This window comes from Streptomyces sp. WG5 (assembly GCF_049974565.1).
In the GTDB taxonomy this organism is placed as follows: domain Bacteria; phylum Actinomycetota; class Actinomycetes; order Streptomycetales; family Streptomycetaceae; genus Streptomyces.
Genome location: NZ_JBNGGC010000009.1, coordinates 69,741 through 83,684 on the forward strand (window position 1 = coordinate 69,741; position 13,944 = coordinate 83,684).

General features: G+C 73.3%; 15 protein-coding genes and 1 riboswitch. Of the genes, 8 read left to right on the forward strand and 7 right to left on the reverse strand.

Going from position 1 to position 13,944, the window contains the following annotated elements:
* The first annotated feature begins 2 nt into the window (after positions 1–2).
* Positions 3–236, forward strand: coding sequence for a (2Fe-2S)-binding protein (locus ACP4IX_RS11435; protein ID WP_392123591.1), 234 nt, complete (start codon positions 3–5; stop codon positions 234–236).
* On the opposite strand, the gene bfr is transcribed toward ACP4IX_RS11435, so the two are convergent.
* Positions 237–740 (reverse strand): bacterioferritin, encoded by a 504-nt coding sequence (gene bfr / locus ACP4IX_RS11440; RefSeq protein ID WP_019327969.1) that lies wholly within the window; start codon positions 738–740, stop codon positions 237–239. It lies immediately after the preceding gene.
* Between the two features lie 182 nt (positions 741–922).
* On the opposite strand from bfr, the gene ACP4IX_RS11445 reads away from it, so the two are divergent.
* Entirely contained in the window at positions 923–1,570 is a 648-nt protein-coding gene (locus ACP4IX_RS11445) for a sulfite oxidase-like oxidoreductase (RefSeq protein WP_426522951.1), read from the forward strand.
* 59 nt (positions 1,571–1,629) lie between these two features.
* Here the strand turns inward: ACP4IX_RS11445 and ACP4IX_RS11450 are convergent, their stop codons facing one another.
* The 5 genes from ACP4IX_RS11450 to thiO form a co-directional block, all read right to left on the reverse strand.
* Positions 1,630–2,526, reverse strand: coding sequence for a deoxyribonuclease IV (locus tag ACP4IX_RS11450; RefSeq protein ID WP_426522950.1), 897 nt, complete (start codon positions 2,524–2,526; stop codon positions 1,630–1,632).
* Positions 2,527–2,573: 47 nt separating this feature from the next.
* Entirely contained in the window at positions 2,574–4,526 is a 1,953-nt protein-coding gene (gene pknB / locus ACP4IX_RS11455; RefSeq protein WP_426522949.1) for a Stk1 family PASTA domain-containing Ser/Thr kinase, read from the reverse strand.
* A 220-nt stretch (positions 4,527–4,746) separates the two neighbouring features.
* Positions 4,747–5,544, reverse strand: a complete 798-nt coding sequence (locus ACP4IX_RS11460; protein ID WP_426522948.1) for a thiazole synthase — start codon at positions 5,542–5,544, stop codon at positions 4,747–4,749.
* A 2-nt stretch (positions 5,545–5,546) separates the two neighbouring features.
* Positions 5,547–5,747 (reverse strand): sulfur carrier protein ThiS, encoded by a 201-nt coding sequence (gene thiS / locus ACP4IX_RS11465; protein WP_426522946.1) that lies wholly within the window; start codon positions 5,745–5,747, stop codon positions 5,547–5,549.
* Positions 5,744–6,943 (reverse strand): glycine oxidase ThiO, encoded by a 1,200-nt coding sequence (thiO, locus tag ACP4IX_RS11470; protein WP_426522945.1) that lies wholly within the window; start codon positions 6,941–6,943, stop codon positions 5,744–5,746. The genes thiS and thiO overlap by 4 nt, the downstream gene beginning before the upstream one ends.
* Positions 6,941–7,052: riboswitch (TPP riboswitch) on the reverse strand. Its footprint overlaps the gene before it by 3 nt.
* Before the next feature lie 52 nt (positions 7,053–7,104).
* Here thiO and ACP4IX_RS11475 point away from each other — a divergent pair.
* From ACP4IX_RS11475 to ACP4IX_RS11500, 6 genes are all read left to right on the forward strand, one after another.
* Positions 7,105–7,455 carry a hypothetical protein gene (locus tag ACP4IX_RS11475; RefSeq protein WP_426555424.1) on the forward strand — a complete coding sequence of 117 codons (351 nt, stop codon included), beginning with the start codon at positions 7,105–7,107 and terminating at the stop codon, positions 7,453–7,455.
* 89 nt (positions 7,456–7,544) lie between these two features.
* Positions 7,545–8,759: an NAD(P)/FAD-dependent oxidoreductase gene (locus tag ACP4IX_RS11480; protein WP_426555483.1), complete on the forward strand. Its 1,215-nt coding sequence runs from the start codon at positions 7,545–7,547 to the stop codon at positions 8,757–8,759.
* 137 nt (positions 8,760–8,896) lie between these two features.
* Positions 8,897–9,262 carry an Rv2175c family DNA-binding protein gene (locus ACP4IX_RS11485; protein ID WP_055416498.1) on the forward strand — a complete coding sequence of 122 codons (366 nt, stop codon included), beginning with the start codon at positions 8,897–8,899 and terminating at the stop codon, positions 9,260–9,262.
* A 307-nt stretch (positions 9,263–9,569) separates the two neighbouring features.
* Positions 9,570–10,226, forward strand: a complete 657-nt coding sequence (thiE, locus tag ACP4IX_RS11490) for a thiamine phosphate synthase (RefSeq protein ID WP_426555425.1) — start codon at positions 9,570–9,572, stop codon at positions 10,224–10,226.
* 147 nt (positions 10,227–10,373) lie between these two features.
* A complete protein-coding gene (gene metF / locus ACP4IX_RS11495; protein WP_426522942.1) occupies positions 10,374–11,297 on the forward strand; it encodes a methylenetetrahydrofolate reductase [NAD(P)H] in 924 nt (307 codons plus the stop codon).
* Between the two features lie 56 nt (positions 11,298–11,353).
* Positions 11,354–12,349: a hypothetical protein gene (locus ACP4IX_RS11500; RefSeq protein WP_426522941.1), complete on the forward strand. Its 996-nt coding sequence runs from the start codon at positions 11,354–11,356 to the stop codon at positions 12,347–12,349.
* 54 nt (positions 12,350–12,403) lie between these two features.
* Here ACP4IX_RS11500 and ACP4IX_RS11505 read toward each other — a convergent pair whose 3' ends face one another.
* Positions 12,404–13,924, reverse strand: coding sequence for a phytoene desaturase family protein (locus ACP4IX_RS11505; RefSeq protein WP_426522940.1), 1,521 nt, complete (start codon positions 13,922–13,924; stop codon positions 12,404–12,406).
* Positions 13,925–13,944: the final 20 nt, after the last annotated feature.

The window sequence follows — 13,944 nt, forward strand, 5'->3', positions numbered from 1 at the left end:
AGGTGAACCGCGTGTTCGTCTGCAGCTGCTTCGGTGTCACCGAGGAACAGGTGAGGAGCCACGCGGAAGCCGGCGCCTGCACGCCCCGGCAGATCGCCTCCGCCTGCAAGGCGGGCACCGACTGCGGCGGCTGCGTGCGGCGCATCCAGGCGCTGCTCGGCCGTGGCGCCTGCCCCCGCCGGCAGCTGGCCGACCAGGGCGGACCGGTCCTCGCGGAGCTCCCGGAAGCGGCGTAGCTAGAGCGAGCCGGGACCGGACGCGTCCGGCTGGGACTGCTCGATGACCGTCGACAGGTAGAGCGACTCGCCCAGCTTCTCGATCAGCTCCAGCTGGGTGTCCAGGTAGTCGATGTGGTGCTCCTCGTCGGCGAGGATCGCCTCGAAGACGTTGGCGGACGTGATGTCGTTCTTGGCCCGCATCACCTCGACGCCCCGGCGCAGCCGGTCGATCGCCTCGACCTCGATCTCCCGGTCGGCCTGGAACATCTCGGTCACGCTCTGGCCGACCCGCACGTGGAAGAGCCGCTGGTAGTTCGGCAGGCCGTCCAGGAGCAGGATGCGGTCGGTGAGCACCTCGGCGTGGCGCATCTCGTCGAAGGACTCCGCGCGCGTGTACTTCGCGAGCTTGGTCCAGCCCTTGTGGTCCTGCAGCTTCGCGTGCAGGAAGTACTGGTTGATCGCCGTGAGCTCGGCGGTCAGCTGCTCATTGAGGAACTCGATGACCTCGGGGTCGCCCTGCATCGCTTGACGCTCCTTCGAACGGGAACTGGCGTGTTGCGCCGCATGATTGCACCGGCACCGAAGATCGTCCAGTAAGTCTCGACTTAGTAAGTAAGTACAGGCTTAGTGGAATCTGTTCGTGTTTGCCCGAATGTGAGGAGGGTGGGTCGGGGGCATCGGTCCAGGTCTGTCAGGATGGAGGCATGGGTCAGCCGGCGGGAAACGAATCGGGAGAAGGCGGTGCGGAAGGAGCATCGCGGTTCGAGCTCCCACCGGGGCAGCGACTGCAGCGCGGCTGGCCGGTCACGCACTACGGGCCCGTCCCCAGGTTCCGCCCCGAGCGCTGGGAGTTCCGGGTCTTCGGCGCCACCGCCGACGGTGAGAAACACGGCTGGACGCACGAGGAGTTCACGGCCCTGCCGTACACCACGGTCGTCGCCGACCTGCACTGCGTCACCAAGTTCAGCATGCTCGGCTCCGAGTGGGGCGGCGTTCCGGCCGCCGCGATCCTGGAGCTCGCCCCGCCGGCGCCCGCCGTCACCCATGTGATGGTGTGGGCGGAGTACGGGTTCAGCTCCAACCTGCGGCTGTCCGACTTCGCCGCCGAACGCACCCTCTTCGCCACCCACAAGGACGGCGAGCTGCTCACCGCCGAGCACGGCTTCCCGCTCCGGCTGGTCGTCCCGCACCTGTACGCCTGGAAGGGGCCCAAGTGGGTCCGCGGCATCGAGTACATGACCGCCGACCGCCGCGGCTTCTGGGAGGAGCGCGGCTACCACAACATCGGCGATCCGTGGCAGGAGCAGCGCTACTCCTACCAGGAGGAGCCCGGGGACGGTCCCGAGCTCTGACCGGCGGGGGCCTGACCTGCGGGTTCAGCCGTCGCGCAGCTCTCGGGAGCCCGCGGCGTTCAGCCGTCCCGCAGCTTCTTCAGCCGCTCCACGTCCGCCGCGTGCCCCTCCTTGCCGCCCGGGGTCTCGATGACCAGCGGCACGCCCTCGGTCGCGGGGTGGGCCATCAGCGCCCGGAACGGGTCCTCGCCGATGTGGCCGGAGCCGATGTTCTCGTGCCGGTCCTTGTGCGCCCCCGCCACGTCCTTGGAGTCGTTGGCGTGGATCAGCCTGAGCCGGCCCTCGCCGACCGTGTCCACCAGCAGGTCCAGCGTCTGGTGCATGCCCGACGGGCCGGTCAGGTCGTGCCCCGCCGCGAAGATGTGGCACGTGTCCAGGCACACCCCGAGCTTCGGGTGGGCGTCCAGCGCCTCGAAGTACGGCCCGAAGTCCCAGGTCCGCGAGCACAGGGAGGCGCCCTGTCCGGCGGTCGACTCCAGGAGCAGGTACGGATCGTCGTCGTGGGTGAGCTCGTCGAGCAGCGGAAGCATGTACTCGCGTACCTGCTCCAGCGCCACCGCCCGGTCCCGTCCGCCGGTCGCGCTGCCGGTGTGCACGACCACGCCGAGCGCCCCGATCGCCCGCCCGCGCCGCAGCGAGTGCCGCAGCGACTCGACCGACCGCTCCACCGTCGCCTCGGTGTGCGAACCGAAGTTGATCAGGTAGGGCGCGTGCACGTAGGCCGGGACCGACCCGGCCGCGCAGGCCTCCCGGAACGCCTCGTCCTGCTGCGGGTTGCCGGCCGGGGTGGCCCAGCCGCGCGGGTTGGCGACGAAGACCTGCACGGCCTCCGCCTTCAGCTCACGGGCGTAGGACAGGCCCACGGAGTGCAGGCCGCCGGCCACGGGGACGTGGGCGCCGACGGGGTTGCGGGGGAGGCCGGAGGCGGGGGAGGGGGCGGACTGTTGACTGTTCACCCATTCAGGGTGTCACGCGCTCGTACCCGTCCGGACCGTGAGAGCCGTCACCTGATGGTGATCTTGATGGTGGAGCCCTTGGGAGCCGTGTCCCCGCCCTCCACGGACTGCTCCTTCACGGTGTCGCCGAACAGCCCGAGCAGACCGCGGTCCTCCTTCACGTCGAAGCCCGCGTCCTTCAGCGTCCGCTTGGCGTCGTCCACGCTGTCGCCGACCACGTCCGGAACCTCGATCATCTCGGGGCCCTTGGAGACCGTGAGGGTCACCGTGTCGCCCTCGGCGGCCCGACTGCCCGAGCCCGGCGTCTGGCGGGCGACCTGGCCCTTGTCGTGCTCGGAGTTCACCTGCTCGTCGGCGACCTTCACCTTCAGCCCGGCCTCGGTCAGCTCGGCCCTCGCGTCGGCCAGGTCGTCGCCGGTGACGTCGGGGACGTCGATCGGGCCGCCCTTGCTGACGACCAGGGCGACCGCGGAGCCGGCGCGCACCGTGGTGCCCGTCTTCGGCTTCGTGGAGATCACGAAGCCCTTCGGCACCTCCTCGCTGAACGCCCGGGTCACCATGCCCGGCTCCAGCCCCTCGTCCTTCAGTACGGTCCGCGCCCGGTCCAGCCGGTAGCCCGCGACGTCCGGCAGCTTCACGGTGTCGGGGCCGTCGGAGACGGTGAACGACACCGAGTCGTTCTTGCGGATGCGGGTGCCCACCCCGGGATCCGTGCTGATGACCTTGCCGCGCTCCACGGTGTCGCTGTAGGCGTGCTCGACCTCGCCCACGTCCAGGCCCGCCTCGTCCAGCCGGTCCCGGGCCTGCGCCTCGGTCGTGGACAGCAGTGCGGGCACCTTGGTGAACTGGCCGGAGTTGATGTACCAGACACCCGTGCCGACGCCGAGCACCAGCAGGACGGCCACGACGACCGCCAGCGGGCCGCGCCGCAGCTCCGGGCGCCGGCGCCGGGGCGGGGCCGGCTGGGGAGCGGCCAGCCGACTGGTGCGGTTCACCCCGTCCGCGGGGAACGCCCCGTCCGTGCCGTCGCCCTCGTCCTCGTTGACGGGGAGCGGCCGGGGCAGGGTCAGCGCGCGGGGGATCACGCTCGTGCGGTCCTCGGCGTTGTCGTGCCCCCCGGTGAGCGCCTGCGGCGGCACCGCGTCCAGCTGGTCCTCGCTCAGCGCCCCGCGGGCCTGGCGGGTCTGCGAGAGCAGGGCCACGGCGTCGTGCGGACGGATCTCCGGGTTGCGGGCGGTCGCCGAGGCGACCAGCTCGTCCAGCTCGTACGCCATCCCCGGCACGGCGGCCGACGGCGGCGGCACGTCCTCGTGCAGATGCTTGTAGAGCACCTGGGCGGGGGAATCCCCCTCGTGCGGCTTGGCGCCGGTCAGCATCTCGTGCAGCACCACGCCGCACGCGTAGACGTCGACCCTCGGATCGGCGGTGCCGTGCTCGATCTGCTCGGGCGCCAGGTAGGAGACGGTGCCGAGGACGGCTCCGGTGGTGCTGGTGACCGTGTCGACGGCCCGGACCAGTCCGAAGTCGGCGACCTTGACCCGGCCGTCGTCCCCTATCAGCACGTTCTCCGGCTTCATGTCCCGGTGCACGAACCCGGCCCGGTGCGCGGCGCCCAGCGCGGCCAGCACCGGCTCCAGGATGTCCAGCGCGGCCCGCGGACGCAGCGCCCCGCGCTCGCGCAGCACGTCGCGCAGGGTGCAGCCGGCGATGTACTCCATGGCCAGGTAGACGTACGCTCCCTCGGCCCCTTGGTCGAACACCTGTACGACGTTGGGGTGGTCGAGGCGGGCGGCCGACTTCGCCTCGCGGATGAACCGCTCCACGAAGGTGGCGTCGGCCGCGAGCGTCGGGTGCATCACCTTCAGCGCGAGCACGCGGTCCAGGCGGGTGTCCACGGCCCGGTAGACCGTGGCCATCCCGCCCACCGCGATCCGCGCCTCGACGCGGTACCGGCCGTCGAGCACCTGCCCGACGAGAGGGTCCTGAAGGGTCGTGTCCACGCAGGCGAGTCTACGAGTCACCACGGACACCCGGCGCCGCAGCCGACGGGCGGGGGCGGTACTGCAGCGCATCTGTGACGTGCCCGACGCGGAGCCGGGCCCGTGCCCGCGCACGGTGGGCCCCGGACGGCGACGGGCCCCGAGGCCGGGACCCCGCCTCTTGTCCGACGGGACACGGGCGGTGCGTCGGACGGAGACGGAACGGCAGGTCAGCGCCTGGTCACTGGAAAGCGGGCCGCTCAGGGTCCAGGACGGCCAGGCCCTTTGCGGGAGACGACGCCTGCGCGAAGTGCCGCCGCGGGATCCGCCCGGCCCGCCGGGCCAGCCGCCCCGCCTCCACGGCCAACCGCATCCCCTCCGCCATCAGCACCGGCTCCTGCGCCCGCGTCACCGCCGAGGCGAGCATCACACCCGCGCACCCCAGCTCCATCGCCGAGGCCACGTCCGACGCGGTACCGGCCCCCGCGTCCAGGATCACCGGCACGCGCGCGTGCTCCACGATCAACTCGAAGTTGTGCGGGTTGCGGATACCGAGCCCCGACCCGATCGGCGAGCCGAGCGGCATGATCGCGGCACACCCCACGTCCTCCAGCTTCCGCGCGAGGACCGGGTCGTCGTTCGTGTACGGCAGCACCGTGAACCCGTCGTCGACCAGCGTCTCCGCCGCGTCCAGCAGCTCGATCGGGTCCGGCAGCAGGGTGCGCTCGTCGGCGATGACCTCCAGCTTGACCAGGTCCGTGCCGAGGGCCTCGCGCGCGAGCCGGGCGGTGAGGACGGCCTCCCCGGCGGTGAAGCAGCCGGCCGTGTTCGGCAGCACCCGGATGCCGAGCTTCTCCAGCACCGACAGCACGGACCCGTGCACCGAGGCGTTCACCCGCCGCATCGCGACGGTCGTCAGCTCCGTCCCGGACGCCACCAGCGCCCGCTCCAGGACGTCGAGGCTGGGCGCCCCGCCGGTACCCATGATCAGACGGGACCCGTACGCCGTACCGCCGAGGACAAAGGGATCGTCGGCCATGGTCAGCCTCCTTGGACGGCGGTGAGGACTTCGACACGGTCGCCGTCGGCCAGCGCGGTGGCGGACCACCGCGCGCGCGGGACGACGGTTTCGTTGAGGGCGGCGGCCACACCGGACGACGCCGCGGTGAGCGTGCCCACCAGGGCGTCCAGGGCCGTGCCGGGAGCCACCTCGCGCGGCTCGCCGTTGACGGAGATGTTCATACGGGCTGCTCCGAGAGTCGCGGGAGTGCGGGGGCGGCGCCGAAGCGCCGGGGGCTGAAGGGGCGGGCCTCGGCCGGAAGCTCCCCGGTGGTCAGGACGTCCGCCATGACGTCGCCGGTGACCGGGGTGAGCAGGACACCGTTGCGGTGGTGCCCGGTGGCCAGCAGCAGGCCGTCCAGAGCGGTCGGGCCGAGCAGCGGGGCGTTGTCCGGGGAGCCGGGGCGCAGACCCGCACGGGTCTCCGCCAGGGGCAGCTCGGTGATGCCGGGGACCAGCTCGTGGGCGTCGCGCAGCAGCTCGTACACGCCGCCCGCGGTGACCGTCGTGTCCCAGCCCAGTTCCTCACTGGTGGCGCCGACGACCAGCTCGCCGTTTTCCCGGGGCACCAGGTAGAGGGGGTTGCCGCGCACCACGGCGCGCACCGTCCGGTTCAGCAGCGGCCCGTGCGCCTGCGGCATCGTCAGACGCAGCACCTGCCCCTTGACCGGCCGCACCGGCGGCAGCACGTCGTCCGGCACGCCCGTGAGCCGCCCGCTCATGCTGCCCCCGGCCAGCACCACCTGCCCGGCCTCCCGCGCGGTGCCGTCGGCCGTGACGACGCCCGTGGCGCGCTCACCGCCGCGCCCGACGGTGAGCCGGTCGGCCCACACCCGGTGGAAGACGACGCCCGCGCGTTCGCAGGCGGCCACGAGCGCGCCGGCGAGGCGCCGGGGGTCGATCTGATGGTCGCCGTCCACCCGGAGCCCGCCGCGCACACCCGGCGCGAGCATCGGCTCCAGACGCCGGCACTCGCGCCCGGGCAGCCACTCGGACTCCAGGCCCGAGCGCTGCTGGAGCGCGTGCAGTTCCCGCAGGTGGGCGCGGTCGTCGGCGTCCAGGGCGACGGCGAGTGTGCCGCACCTGCGGTAACCGAGGTCGTGACCGGTGAGGTCGGCCAGCTCCGCCGCGAACTCGGGGTACCGGCGGGCGGAGGCGAGGTTCAGGGCGAGCAGCGTCTGCTCGCCGTAGTGCAGTTCCGTGACGGCGGCCAGCATCCCGGCCGCCACCTGGGCGGCCCCACCGCCCGGTTCCGGGTCCACGAGGGCCGTGACGAGCCCGCGCTGCGCGGCCCGCCAGGCCGTGACCAGGCCGATGATCCCACCCCCGACGACGAGGACGTCGGGGGTACGTGACGACGTGTGTGGCGGAGACGACATGGGCGTCCAGCCCCTCCCTTCGCCGGCATGACCCGGATCAGGTTCGTACGGTCGGAGGCCGCCAGCCTCCCTCTCAGCCCGGTGCGTCCGGGCTCCCGCGAGTGCTTTACGTTGGCCACCCTAGCCCGCAGCGCATCGCACTCGTAAGGGAGCCTCCGCCCATGGCACGTTCACTCGACGGTCTCGTCCTCGCTCCCGTCGCCGACCAGGCGCCGGGCCAGGTGGGCACGCGAACCCGCTTCACGTATCACGAGCAGGACGGTGCCGTATGGGCCGAGTACGCGGGCGGCGACGTCGTCCGCGGCCGCTTGGTGGGAAGCAGGGAGGGCGACCGTCTCGACTTCCGCTACGTGCAGCTCAAGACCGACGGCAACACGTCGTCGGGCCACTGCGTGTCCACCGTCGTCGAGCTGCCGGACGGGCGGGTGCGCCTGGAGGAGGCCTGGGAGTGGGAGTCGCAGCGGGGCAGCGGGACGAGCGTTGTGGAGCAGGTCACCGCGCACGGGCACTGACCGGCGGACCACCGGGTGTCTAAGGTGATCAGGTGAGCGAGCAGACGCAGGAGCAGACCCGGGAACGGGGAGCGGACGCGGAGCGCGGCGTGGTCGTCGTGGGCGCGGGCATGGCAGGGGTGCAGACCGCCGTCGCCCTGCGGGAGCAGGGCTTCACCGGCACCGTGACGCTGATCGGCGCGGAGCCGCACCAGCCGTACGACCGCCCCCCGTTGTCCAAGGCCGTCCTGCTCGGCACGGCCGAGGGCTCCGCCTTCGACGTCGACTTCGAGGCACTGGGCATCACCCTGCGGCTCGGCTGCGAGGCCCTGGGCGTCCGCCCCGGCGCGCACGTCCTCGACACCTCCGCGGGGCCCGTGCCGTACGACGTCCTCGTCCTCGCGACCGGCGCCGAACCGATCCGGCTCCCCGGCGCGGAGGGCGTGCCCGGCGTGCACCTGCTGCGCACCCTGGACGACGCCGAACGGCTGCGCCCGGTGCTCGCCCGGCAGCACGACATCGTGGTCGTCGGCGCGGGCTGGATCGGCGCCGAGTTCGCCACCGCCGCGCGTGAGGCGGGCTGCGCGGTGACCGTCGTGGAGGCCGCCGGCCGGCCCCTCGCCGGTGTGCTGCCCGACGAGGTCGCCGCGAAGATGGCGGACTGGTACGCCGGTGCGGGCGCCGAACTGCGCACGCACGCGCGCGTGGAGCGCGTCGAGCCCGGGGAGCCCGGGGAGCCCGGCCGGGTGGTCCTCGACGACGGCTCACGGCTGCCCGCGGGCGCGGTCGTCGTCGGCATCGGCGCCCGGCCCGCCACCACGTGGCTCGCCGGCTCCGGGATCGGCCTCGGCGCGCACGGGGAAGTCCTGGCCGACGACCGCCTGCGCACTTCGGCGCCGGACGTCTACGCGGTCGGCGACTGCGCCTCCTTCCCCTCGCGCCGCTACGGCGAGCGGCTGCTCGTGCACCACTGGGACAACGCCCTCCAGGGCCCGCGCACGGTCGCCGCCGCCATCGTCGGCGCCGCCACCGGCGACGCCCCGGCGGCCTACGATCCGGTGCCCTACTTCTGGTCCGAGCAGTTCGGGCGCTTCGTCCAGTACGCCGGTCACCACGCGGCCGCCGACCGCACCCTGTGGCGCGGCGACCCCTCGGGGCCCGCCTGGACGGTCTGCTGGCTGCGCGAGGACCGCCTGGTCGCCCTGCTGGCGGTGGGCCGCCCCCGGGACCTCGCCCAGGGCAAACGCCTGATCCAGGCGGGCACGACGATGGACCCGCGGCTGCTGGCCGATCCGGCGAGGCCGCTCAAGGCGGCGACGGCGTAGTCCGCCCCCGCTCACCCGCCGCCCCCGCTCACCCGCCGCCCCCGCTCACCCGCCGCCCGCGCTCCCGGTCCGGTTCGCCGGCCCGGGCCGGACGGGTCCGGTTTCCGACTGTCAGTGCCAGATGGCAGGCTGGAGCTGTGACCGAGATTGACGCAAAGATCGATGCTCTCGTGCCTGCCTGGCTCACCGTCCCCGACATCGCCGAGATGCTCGGTGTCGAGGTGACCCGCGTACGCCAGCTGATCAAGGAAGGCCAGCTCATCGCCGTACGCCGCGGTGAGAACCGCGCGCTGCACATCCCCGCGGCCTTCATCGACGAGGACAAGGTCGTCAAGGGCCTGGTCGGGACCCTGACGCTGCTGCGGGACGACGGCTTCACGGCCGAGGAGATGCTGGAGTGGCTCTTCACGCCCGACGAGACCCTGCCCGGCACCCCCGCGCAGGCGCTGAGCGAGAACCGCGGCACGGAGGTGAAGCGCCGCGCCCAGGCGCTCGCCGTCTGACCTGACACCCACCGTCCGGCGTGCGGGCCGCGGCCCACGGCCCCAGGAGGGCCGTGCCGGCACACGGCCCGCACGCCGGGGTCGTGGCGCGGCACGCCCCGCGACCCACGGGCGCGTGCCGCCCGCAGTACCGTTCAAGGCCCGGGCCGCGTGCCGCCCGAGCACCCGTTCGACGTCCGGGCCGCGTGCCGCCCGGGTACCTGTTCGACGCACGGCCGCGTCGCCACCGCGGCCCGTGTGCCGGAGCCGTGCGGCCCACGCGGCCCACGCCACCGACCTGCCGACCTGCCGACCTGGGGGAACCCGCATGTCCGACACCGACGCCACCGCCCGCGCCCGGCTCGCCGACGCCAGGCTCTACCTGTGCACGGACGCCCGCCGCGACCAGGGCGACCTGCCCGAGTTCCTGGACGCGGTGCTGGCCGGCGGCGTCGACATCGTGCAGCTGCGTGACAAGGGCATGGAGGCCGGTGAGGAGTTGGAGCACCTCGAGGTCTTCGCCGACGCCTGTGCCCGCCACGGCAAGCTCCTCGCGGTGAACGACCGGGCGGACGTCGCCCACGCGGCCCGTGCCGACGTGCTGCACCTCGGGCAGGGAGACCTCCCGGTGCCCGCCGCCCGGGCGATCCTCGGCGACGACGTGCTCGTCGGCCGGTCCACGCACACCGAGTCCGAGGCCGCCGCTGCCGCCGTCCAGGACGGCGTGGACTACTTCTGCACCGGTCCGTGCTGGCCGACCCCCACCAAGCCCGGCCGCCACGCACCCGGACTCGGCCTGGTCCGTCACACGGCGTCCCTCGGCACCGGGCGACCCTGGTTCGCGATCGGCGGCATCGACCTCGGCAACCTCGACGAGGTGCTGGCGGCGGGCGCCCGGCGCGTCGTCGTCGTCCGCGCGATCACCGCGGCGGAGGACCCGGGCGCGGCGGCCGCCGAGTTCGCGAAGCGACTGCGGCAGGCGTAGGGCACGCGTCGGCGGGCCGGCGTGGCCGGGGGGAGCCGGAGGCATGTGTCCGGCGCGTATGTCCAAGGGGTGGACAAGAAATCGACAATACGGACAAATGCCCCGCATTCGGTTGGGTGACCGCCGCCCCCTGGCTAACCTGCCCGTATGGCCCTCGGAACCGCATCCACCAGGACTGATCGCGCACGCACCGTGCGCGACATGCTCGCGTCCGGCAAGACGACGTACTCGTTCGAGTTCTCCGCGCCGAAGACGGCCAAGGGCGAGAAGAACCTGTGGAGCGCGCTGAGGCGGGTGGAGGCGGTCGCGCCGGACTTCGTCTCCGTGACCTACGGAGCCGGCGGGTCCACGCGCGCGGGGACGGTCAAGGAGACCCAGCAGATCGTCGCCGACACCACGCTGACCCCGGTGGCCCACCTCACCGCCGTCGACCACTCCGTCGCCGAACTGCGCAACATCATCGGCCAGTACGCCGACGCCGGGATCCGCAACATGCTCGCCGTGCGCGGCGACCCGCCCGGCGACCCCACGGCCGACTGGGTCCCGCACCCGCAGGGCCTGACCTACGCCGCCGAACTGGTCCGGCTCATCAAGGAGTCGGGCGACTTCTGCGTCGGCGTCGCGGCGTTCCCCGAGATGCACCCGCGCTCCGCCGACTGGGACACGGACGTGAGGCACTTCGTCGACAAGTGCCGGGCGGGCGCCGACTACGCGATCACGCAGATGTTCTTCCAGCCCGAGTCCTACCTGCGCCTGCGCGACCGGGTCGCCGCGGCCGGCTGCGAGACCCCGGTCATTCCCGAGGTCATGCCGGTGACCAGTGTGAAGATGCTGGAGAGGTTGCCAAAGCTCAGCAACGCCTCGTTCCCGGCCGAGCTGAAAGAGCGGATCCTCACAGCACAGGACGATCCGACCGCTGTACGCTCCATTGGCATCGAGTTCGCCACGGAGTTCTGCGCGCGGCTGCTGGCCGAGGGCGTGCCCGGACTGCACTTCATCACGCTGAACAACTCCACGGCGACCCTGGAAATCTACGAGAACCTGGGCCTGCACCACCCACCGCGGGCCTAGACCGGTCGCACATACTTACGACACACTGCGTAGCGGCCACTGGGAGAGGGGCGTACATGGGCTGGACGGTCCTCTACATCGCGTTCGGCGGCGTCGCGCTGTGGCTGCTCGGTGAGGTGCTGCTGCAGTACAAGGCGCGGCTGCGCTGGCGGCTGCTCGCGTTCGGCGGCTTCCTCGGTGTCGTGGTCGGTGTCCTGATCCCGTCCGTCATCGTCATCGGGCTGGGCGCGGCCGCCTTCGCGGTCGGCCAGACCTACGTCACGCTGTCGTTCCGCCGCGGCTTCGAGGCCGGCTGGGCGGTCAACGCCCCGGCGAGCCTCACCGGCAAGCGCGGCCGCCCCCAACGGGGCCGCCAGGAACCGACGTTGGAGGTCTCCGGCCTCGAAGGGGCCGAGGGCGGCCCGGACGGCCACGACGGCTACGGCGACCGCACGCCGGACCACGTGCCCGGTCAGGACGGCCTCGCGTACGGTCCTGACGACTACGACCGCGACGACGTCTTCACCCCGGTTCGCCCGGCCGACCCCACGGCCGCGGAGACCACCGCCGTCTACGAGCCGCAGCCCATGCCGGACGACACCGGCTCCTACGGTGTGTACGCCGACGCCGGCTACGGCCACGACCAGCAGGCCCAGGCCGCGGCCGCGCAGGCCCAGGCCGCGCAGGGCACCGGCCAGTCCTACGCCTACGACTACTCGGGTGACGGACAGCAGCAGGGGTACGGCTACGACACCGGCGGCCAGCAGCAGTACGCCGCCTACTCCGACCCGTACATCGGCACCCACACCTACGGCGGGACGTCGTACGACACCGGCTCCTACGACACGGCCGACGGGCAGCAGTACGGCCAGCAGGGCTACGGGCAGGACCAGTACGCCACCGGCGCGCCCGGCGGTTACGGCGGCGAGACACCGGCCGACGGGGTGTGGGTGCCGCAGCAGCGCAGCACCGACGAACCCCACGGCGGCGAACTCCCGCAGGAGCAGACGTATCCGTACCAGGGCAACGGCCAGACACAGGGCCAGGGCTACGACGAGCAGTACCGCTTCTGACGGCACGTCCGGGGACCGGTCACCGGTCCGGGCCGCGCGCCGGTCCCCTGCCGCTCACTGGGAACCCCGGAACTCCGGTCCCTCCACGACGAGTCCGGCGACCAGCGCGCCCGACATGCCCGCGTGCGGCAGACCCCCGCCCGGGTGCGACCAGCCGCCGACCGTGAACAGCCCGCCGGTGCGCGTGCCGTTCGCCGCGTGCAGCAGGCGCCCGCCGACCCCCGCCAGGGCCGGCACCGGAACCGCGCCGTCCGCCACACCGGTCCCCGCCGCGACGTCGGCCGGGGTGCGTACCTCGTGCCACAGAAGCCGGTCGCGCAGATCCGGTATCGCACGCTCGGCGACGCCGACCAGGTACTCGGCGTGGCGGGCGGACACGTCTGCCGCGGTCCAGTCCGGCCCGGCGCCCAGGGCGGGCACCACGGCGGTGAGCGTGACCGCCTCGTGGTCCGCGTCCGGGACCAGTCCCGGGTCGTCGGGGCGCAAGGCCGTGACGGTCGGCCGCGCGGCCATACCGGGTGTGCCGCCGAACAGGCCGTCCAGCTCGGTCTCCCGGTCCTCCGCATGCACCACCGTCCGGTGCGCCGTGCCCGGGGGGCGCCCGCCCCGCAGCGCCAGCAGCACCGTCAGCCGGCTCGTCCCGCCGCGCTGCGGCGGGACCTCGCCGTCGCCCCGTACCGCCGAGCCCGCGCAGAGGCGGTCCAGCACACCGGGCGCCACACCGGCCACCACGAACTCCGCCTCCGCGACGCCGCCTCCGGCCAGCTCCACGCCCGCCACCCGGCCGTCCTCCTCGACGATTCCCGCGACCTCGGCACCGAAGTGGAACTCGACCCGGCGGGCCAGGCACCGCTCGTACACCGCCCGCGCCAGCTCCCGCAGACCGCCGCCACGCACGTACCACATACCGAACGCGTACTCCATGTACGGCAGCACCGCGGTGTTCGCCGGAGCGGTCCGGGGGTCCAGGCCGTACCCGAGCGCGTGGCTCTCCAGGAGGGCGGCGAGCCGGGCGTCCCGCAGCTCCCAGGCACCTACCTCGGCGAGCGTGCCGGCCCGGCGGGTGCGCAGCAGCCGCTTGTGCGGGACGGCAGGGTAGGGCTCGCGCTCGGCCAGCACCTCCCAGTTCGGCCACAGAGGCTCCTCGAGGAGCGGGCGGCGCGTCCGGTCCCAGGTCTCGCGGGCCCGCACCAGGAAGTCGCCCCAGCGCTGCCCGGCGGCCGGGCCGAGCGCCCGGTCCAGGGAGGCTACGACCCCCGCCCGCGAGGCGTTCGGCAGCGAGACCTCCGTCCCGTCGGCGAACACGTGCCGTGACGACGGGTCGACCTGCACCAGCTCGACACACGCCTCCAGCGGCTCCTTGCCGGTCTTGACGAACAGGTCGCGCCAGACCGCGGGCAGCGGGAGCAGACCGGGTCCGGTGTCGAAGGAGAAGCCGTCCCGCTCGAAGCGGCCCAGGGCGCCGCCGTACGTCCGGCTCCGCTCGTACACCGCCACCCGGTGGCCCGCGACGGCCAGCCGGGCGGCGGCCGCCATCGCGCCCATCCCGGCGCCGATCACCGCAATCCGTGCCATGCCAGGGACTTTATCCGCCG